We start from the raw sequence: 7,148 nt of genomic DNA on the forward strand, positions 1-7,148 counted from the left end.
GACCAAGCTGCGCCAGGTGATGCCGTCACGCGTCCGGCACCGACTCGACGCCCTCCGCATCGACGTGGTCGACCGTCCCGCGCGATCCGCAGTGGACGCAGCGGTGCTCTCCACCGTCGCCGGCGTGTGCCACGGCCGCGAACGCCTCCGGTTCGACTACCGCTCCCACGACGGCACCGAAACGAGGCGCGAAGTAGAGCCCTACAGCCTCGTCCGATCCGGCGCGCGCTGGTACCTGCTCGGATGGGACGTGATGCGTCAGGACTGGCGGTCGTTCCGCGTCGACAGGCTCGAGCCCAAAGTGCCCACCGGACCCCGCTTCACCCCCAGGGAACTACCCGAAGGCGGCGCCGCAGCATTCGTCGCCAAAGGCATCAGCCGCGCCTTCACCCAGGTGCAAGCACACATCCGCCTCCACGCCCCCATCGACACCATCGCCCCCATGGTCGATGAAGAATGGGGCACCCTCGAATCCGACGCCGACGGCTACTGCACCATCGTGCTGTCCGGCGACTCGCTGCCCTCTATCGCGCGCTGGCTCTCCGCCTTCGACACCGACTTCACCGTCCTCGGCCCACCCGAACTGCGCGAAGAATGCCTCCGACTCGCCGAGCGCCACACACTGCTCAGCCAGCGCTATCAGTCGAGTGTGGCGGGCTGAGGCCGTACCTTCCCGGGCATCGATGTCACATTCCAGCCGTCTAAGCGTTGCAACGTGCCATCGATGCCGGTTGGTAAGGGGTGCGGCCAGGTAAGGGGTGCGGCCGGGAAAGGATGCTCAGGCCTGCGTGTCGGCCAACCGGACGAAGGCTGCGGCGTCCAGAGTTTCACCGCGCGCCGAGGGGTCGATGCCGGCTTCGCGGAGGCGTCGTTCGGCATCGACGGGTGAGCCTGCCCAACCTGCGAGAGCTGCGCGGAGGGTTTTGCGGCGCTGCGCGAAGGCAGCATCCACGACGGCGAAGACGGCTCGGCGGTGCTTGTCGTCCAGCGACCAGGGCGGCTCGGGGTACCGATCGATGCGGACGAGCCCCGATTCGACCTTCGGGACGGGCCAGAACACTGAGCGACCGACGGATCCTGCACGTTTGACGGTGCCGAAGAACCCGGCTTTGACGCTGGGGATGCCGTAGATCTTGCTGCCAGGATCGGCGGCGAGGCGGTCGGCAACCTCGGCCTGCACCATGACCAGGGCGGTTCGCAGCGAGGGCAGCTCCGAGAACAGGTGCAGCAAGACCGGCACGGCGACGTTGTAAGGCAGGTTTGCGACGAGCGCCGACGGCTCCCCCGGGATGTCCGACGCCTTGACGCGCAGCGCGTCGAACTCGACGACGGTCAGCCGGTCGGCGTGCGACGGTGCGCGCTCGGCGGCGGTCTGCGGGAGCCTCGCGGCGAGCTTCGGGTCGATTTCGACGGCGATCACTGCGTCGGCAACGTCGAGGAGGGCAAGCGTCAGAGATCCGAGCCCAGGGCCGACCTCGAGGACGGTGTCGGCTCCTCCGACGCCTGCCGACGCGACGATCCGGCGCACGGTGTTGGCGTCGTGGACGAAGTTCTGCCCGAGCTGCTTGGTGGGCCGCACATCGAGCTCGGCTGCGAGAGATCGCACTTCCGCGGGCCCGAGCAGCGCCGCAGGTTCCCTCACTGGTTCTGACACCGGGAAAACTCTACGCACCGGCGAAAGCGAACCCTGCGGAGTGACCGGATTCGATCACCGGAGGCCGAGGCGCGAGGTGCACGATGGCCAGGCACCCCATCCTTGCGACCGCTGCGTCACCGACGCGATGGCGATCTGTTCTTCGCGGCTGGCGAGGTCCGCACGCGGGGCGTACTTGAGGCCGCCCTGCCGTTCCCAGGTGTTCTGGTCGAACTGGACTCCACCGAAGTAACCGTTGCCGGTGTTGATGGCCCAGTTACCGGTGGCTTCGCACTGCGCCAGCGCATCCCACACGGCGCCGTTCTCGACGGGTGGGACCTCGGTACCCGGCTTGGCGCCGACGCGTACGACCTTCGGCTGAGCCGGGACACGGACGATTTCGTCGACCTTCTCGCGGCCGACTTCCTGGCCGTTGACCAGGGTGACGTTCCAGGTGATGTCCGAAACGCCCGGTGCGCCGGGGTTTTCGACAACGGTTCGCGACTTGTTCATCGTCGGATCCTCGATGCGCTCTGGGGCGGGCTCGACGTCGGTGGTTTCGGTGCGCGTCTCGGTGCGGTTGCGCGTGACGACGATGTCGGTCTCGTCGGTGACGGTTTCCTCCGGGCCGGGGGTGACCGTGTCGGCAGCGTCGAGCGGCATGCCCGCTGCCTCGAGAAACTCACGGACGGTCGGCGCTGCGAGCGTGATCTCGGCGGCCGGGGCGGCGCCGTCGACGACGGATACTTGCTTCGGGAGAGCGACGTCGAGTTCGGTGCCTTCGAGTGGCAGGCGCTCGCTGCGCGAAGCGGAGACGTGCACGTCCTCCGCGAGGTTCAGCTGCTCCAGGGCTTCGTCGACGGTAAGTGCTGTCGTCCAGATCTGCTCGGGTCGACCGTCCACCGTCACGTTGAGTTCGCGAGCGCGACGGAGAACAACCGTCTCACCATCCGAGATTTTCGCGTCCGCGGCGGGCGCGACGAGATCCTTGTCACCGGGTACGTAGCCGGCCGCCTCGAGTGCACCGTCGACACTCGTCGACATGGTGCTGAGCGTGATCATTTCGCCATCGACGTCGATCGTCACCGTTTTGTGACGGGCCACTGCGGTGGCGCCCCCGACGATCAGCGTGGCCAGCAACGCGGCCACCACCAAATACAGCGTCAACGACCTGGTGGAGTTGAGACGAGCAAGACTTGACACAAGCGATTCCTGGGATTCTTCGAGCGTTACCTTCGTGCAGCACGCCGGTCGGCTGGATCACGGTACGGTAACGAATCGGTGGAGTTCCCGCAACTCTGCGCCTCCCCCGTGTTCACAAAGTGCTGCGTCAACCACCTTTTTGGCACACGGGCGCGGAGCGCATGAGCGCCTTCCTTCAGGCCAGGGCGCGGAGCGCGTACACCCTTTCCGCATTGGCGGTGACGATCGCGGCCAGCTCTTCCGGGTCCTGCTCACGGATGTCGGCGAGGGCACGGGCGGTGTAGGGCAAGCAGTACGGCTCGTTGGGTGCCCCGCGGAACGGGTGCGGCGTCAGGAACGGCGCATCGGTCTCCACCAGCAGTAGCTCATCGGGAATCAGTCGTGCGGCATCGCGTAGCGCGTGGGCGTTCTTGAAGCTGACCGTTCCGGACAGGCTCAGCACGTAGCCGGCGTCGACGCATGCCTTGGCCATTTCCGGGCCAGAGGAGAAGCAGTGGAAAATGACCGTCTCGGGTGCGCCTTCGCTGCGTAGCACCTCGAGCAGGTCGTCGTCGGCCTCGCGGTTGTGGATCATCAATGGCTTGCTCAACCGCTTCGCGAGGTCGATGTGCCAGCGAAAACCCTCGTGCTGCTCGTCCACGGTGGCGCAGCCGTCGAGTTTGCCCGGCCAGTAGTAGTCGAGTCCGGTTTCGCCGACCGCGACCACTCGGGGGTCGCCGGACAACCGCTCGATCTCGGCCTTCACCGAGTCGTCGAGCACGTTGGCGCGGGTGGGGTGGATCGCGGTCGCCGCCCAGACCCGGGAATCCCAGTGCGCGGCATCGACAGCGAACCGTGCGGCGTCCAGATCGTCGGCGACCGTGACCACGCGTCCGACGCCCACCGACTCGGCTCGATCCAGGATCGCGGCCACACTCGCGGCGTCCGACGCGCCACAGGCGTCGAGGTGGGTGTGCGCGTCGACGAGGCTCGTCAAGCGTTCGGGCAGCGGTGGTGCGGGACGGTCTTTGCTCACGACGATTACAGTAGGCGCACCATGACTGCGCCAGCTGATGCCTCACGGCCCACCTTTTATGTCACGACCGCGATCGCGTACCCGAACGGTGCCCCCCACATCGGCCACGCGTACGAGTACGTCGCGACGGACGTCATCGCTCGATTCAAGCGGCTCGACGGATTCGACGTCATGTTCCTGACCGGAACGGACGAGCACGGCCTGAAGATGCAGCAGACGGCCGTCAAGGAAGGCATCGACGTACGCGATCTCGCGGCGCGTAACTCGGATGCGTTCGAAGGATTGCAGAAGACGCTCGGCATCTCCTACGACCGCTTCATCCGCACCACCGACGCCGATCACCTCGAGGCCAGCAAGGCCATCTGGACCAAGATGGTCGAGCGCGGCGACATCTACCTCGACACCTACTCCGGCTGGTATTCCGTCCGCGACGAAGCGTTCTACACCGAGGCCGAAACCACCCTGGCCGACGACGGCACACGCGTCGCCACCGAGACACAGACGCCGGTGGAGTGGACCGAGGAATCGACGTACTTCTTTCGGTTGTCCGCGTACCAGGACAAGCTGATCGAGCTGTACGAGGGCAACGCCGACTTCATCGCGCCGAACACACGTCGCAACGAAATCGTGAATTTCGTCAACTCCGGACTCAAGGACCTGTCGATCTCGCGGACCACGTTCGACTGGGGCGTCGAGGTGCCGAACGATCCGAAGCACGTCATGTACGTGTGGGTCGATGCCCTCACCAACTACCTCACCGGCGTCGGGTACCCGAACACCGAATCCGAGAGCTTCGAGAAGTTCTGGCCGGCCGACCTGCACATCATCGGCAAGGACATCACGCGGTTCCACACCGTGTTCTGGCCTGCGTTCCTCATGTCCGCTGGCGTCGAACTGCCCAAGCGCGTCTTCGTCCACGGGTTCCTCAACAACAAGGGCGAAAAGATGTCGAAGTCGGTCGGCAACGTCGTCGACCCGTTCGCGTTGGTCGACGAATTCGGCCTCGACCCGCTTCGCTTCTTCCTGCTGCGCGAGGTCTCGTTCGGCCAGGACGGCAGTTACAGCGCCGAGGCCATCGTCACCCGTATGAACGCCGACCTGTCCAACGAACTCGGCAACCTCGCACAGCGTTCGCTGACGATGGTCGCCAAGAACCTGGACGGCAAAGTGCCGACCCCCGGACCGTTCACCGCCGACGACGAGGCGCTGCTGGCCCGGGCCGACGCACTGCTCGACATCTGTCGCCGCGAGTTCGACGTGCAGGCGCTGCACTCGGCGCTCGAAGCGATCTGGTCGGTGCTCGGCGAAACCAACCGCTACTTCTCGAAGCAGGAGCCGTGGGTTCTCCGCAAGACGGACCCGGACCGCATGGCCACCGTGCTGTACGTGACGCTCGAGGTCTTGCGGATCGTCGGCGTTCTGATCCAGCCCGTCATGCCGACGGCCGCAGCCCGGATCCTCGAACTCCTCGGCGATCCGGCACGCGAGTTCACCGACATCGCCACGCGCATCGTCCCCGGTGAGCCGCTGCCTGCGCCGTCCCCGGTGTTCCCGAAGTACGAGCCCAAGACCGCCTAGAACCACCCACTTGGCCAGGGTGGTCCGTCCAAGCGACTCGGGGCCCGCTCACGCCGAATGAACGACCGATTTCTCCAGCTCTTCCAGCGAGTTCTCCAGGTGGGTGAGCATGCGCTGGAGGTGCGGGACGCTGCGGCGGCAGCCGATGAGTCCGAAGTTCAGGTGGTCCCCGTTGCTGGCGACGGTGATGTTGAGGGCCTGGCCGTCGAGGACGATCGACGCGGGGTAGATGCCGTCGAGTTTCGCGCCGTTCCAGTACAGCTCGTCCTTCTTGCCCGGCACGTTGCTGATGATGACGTTGAACGGCGGCGGTGCGTTGTTGACGTAGCCGGGCACGGGGCCGAACAGCAGCGGCAACATCGTCGCTGCTCCGAACGCGAGCGATTCGAGGGTGTTGAACTCTCGCATCATGTTCTTGCCGCGTTTGGTGGACTCGGTGATCGATCCGAGCCGGTCCAACGGGTCCGCGTGATGGGTGCCCAGGTTGCACAGAATCGTCGACACGGCGTTGCCGGGGCCCTTGTCCTCACCGGGTTTGCGTAGCGACACCGGAACCATCGCGATGAGCGGCGAATCGGGCAGCGCTTCCTGGTCGATCAGGTAGGCGCGTAAGGCCCCCGAGCACATTGCCAGGACGATGTCGTTGAGCGTCACGTCCAGGGATTTGGCGACCTTGGTCATGCGGTCGATGGACCAGCTTTCAGCGGCGAAACGACGGGCACCGCCGATCGGGACGTTGAACATGGTGCGCGGCGCCCGCATCGGCAGTTGCGCGCCCTCGTTCCGCAACGCGCGCACGCTCAACCGCGTTGCTGCCGGGATGAAGTCGACGACGTCGCCCGCCAGCTTCCGGCCGAGCGACAGTCCGCCCGTCACCCGCGCGAGCGGCGACGACGGCTCCGAGCGCGGCTTGGACTTGTACAACGACGGGTCCCACGTCGCGACGCCGTTGCGGTCGTCGGGATCGGTGGTGAGCGTGTTGAGCATGAGTTTCAGAGCGGACACACCGTCGACCATCGAGTGGTGAATCTTCGTGTACAGCGCGACGCGTCCGTCGGCGAGGCCTTCGATGATGTGCATCTCCCACATCGGCCGGTAGCGGTCGAGCGGCGCGCTGTGCTGCAGCGAGAGGTACTGAAAGAGTTCGCGGATGCGGCCTGGGGACGGCAGCACGATCCGGCGGACGTGATATTCGAAATCGAGCTCGTCCTCGCGTGACCACGCCACGGCACCCATCACGTTGACCGGGCGTCCGGGGCGCTTGCGAAACAGTTCGTGGACTTCGCCCGATGTGAATTTGTCATAGATTTCTCGGGCCAGCTCGTGCGGTTCGCCCGCTGGGACGAACAGTTGCAGACCGCCGACATGCATCGGGTGTTCCCGAGATTCCGCGATCAAGAACATGGATTCGGTAACAGGCATGAGCGCCATCAGCGATCACCTTTCTGCCTAGTTTCGATCACGGTGTGACATCGAACACGATCTCAGGTTTAGACAGCCTAGGTCACCGGTTATTGTCCGTTACCAGGAGTTCCAAGAAATGACGCGATCGGAGGCGAGGACGATGACAACCGTGCTCACCGCTTTGAAACAACCGCAGGCCACACCCAGAGGTGCGTCGGTCAGAACCGACATGACCGGGCGGAGCCTCCCCTCGCGTGCGCTCTCGACGTATCTGCAACTGACGGTCCGGCCGTTTCTGTCCGTGTGGTCCAAGGC

General features: G+C 65.5%; 6 protein-coding genes. 2 read left to right on the forward strand and 4 right to left on the reverse strand.

Features of this window, described 5'->3' with window-relative positions; translation table 11 throughout:
- On the forward strand, positions 1-661 hold a 661-nt coding region (locus WBQ44_RS01285), incomplete at its 5' end, for a helix-turn-helix transcriptional regulator (protein ID WP_495564927.1).
- A gap of 117 nt (positions 662-778) precedes the next feature.
- On the opposite strand, the gene rsmA is transcribed toward WBQ44_RS01285, so the two are convergent.
- The 3 genes from rsmA to WBQ44_RS01300 form a co-directional block, all read right to left on the reverse strand.
- On the reverse strand, positions 779-1,654 hold the full coding sequence (gene rsmA / locus WBQ44_RS01290; RefSeq protein WP_495564928.1) for a 16S rRNA (adenine(1518)-N(6)/adenine(1519)-N(6))-dimethyltransferase RsmA: 876 nt from the start codon (positions 1,652-1,654) through the stop codon (positions 779-781).
- 54 nt (positions 1,655-1,708) lie between these two features.
- Complete coding sequence (locus WBQ44_RS01295) at positions 1,709-2,836, reverse strand: resuscitation-promoting factor (RefSeq protein ID WP_495564929.1); 1,128 nt, start codon at positions 2,834-2,836, stop codon at positions 1,709-1,711.
- Positions 2,837-3,011: 175 nt separating this feature from the next.
- On the reverse strand, positions 3,012-3,851 hold the full coding sequence (locus WBQ44_RS01300) for a TatD family hydrolase (RefSeq protein WP_495564930.1): 840 nt from the start codon (positions 3,849-3,851) through the stop codon (positions 3,012-3,014).
- A gap of 21 nt (positions 3,852-3,872) precedes the next feature.
- Here WBQ44_RS01300 and metG point away from each other — a divergent pair, with 21 nt between their 5' ends.
- On the forward strand, positions 3,873-5,429 hold the full coding sequence (gene metG, locus WBQ44_RS01305; RefSeq protein WP_495564931.1) for a methionine--tRNA ligase: 1,557 nt from the start codon (positions 3,873-3,875) through the stop codon (positions 5,427-5,429).
- Between the two features lie 48 nt (positions 5,430-5,477).
- On the opposite strand, the gene WBQ44_RS01310 is transcribed toward metG, so the two are convergent.
- Positions 5,478-6,860, reverse strand: coding sequence for a WS/DGAT/MGAT family O-acyltransferase (locus WBQ44_RS01310; protein ID WP_495564932.1), 1,383 nt, complete (start codon positions 6,858-6,860; stop codon positions 5,478-5,480).
- Positions 6,861-7,148 lie beyond the last annotated feature (288 nt).

It is taken from the genome of Rhodococcus sp. (in: high G+C Gram-positive bacteria) (assembly GCF_049591685.1).
Lineage (GTDB): Bacteria > Actinomycetota > Actinomycetes > Mycobacteriales > Mycobacteriaceae > Rhodococcoides.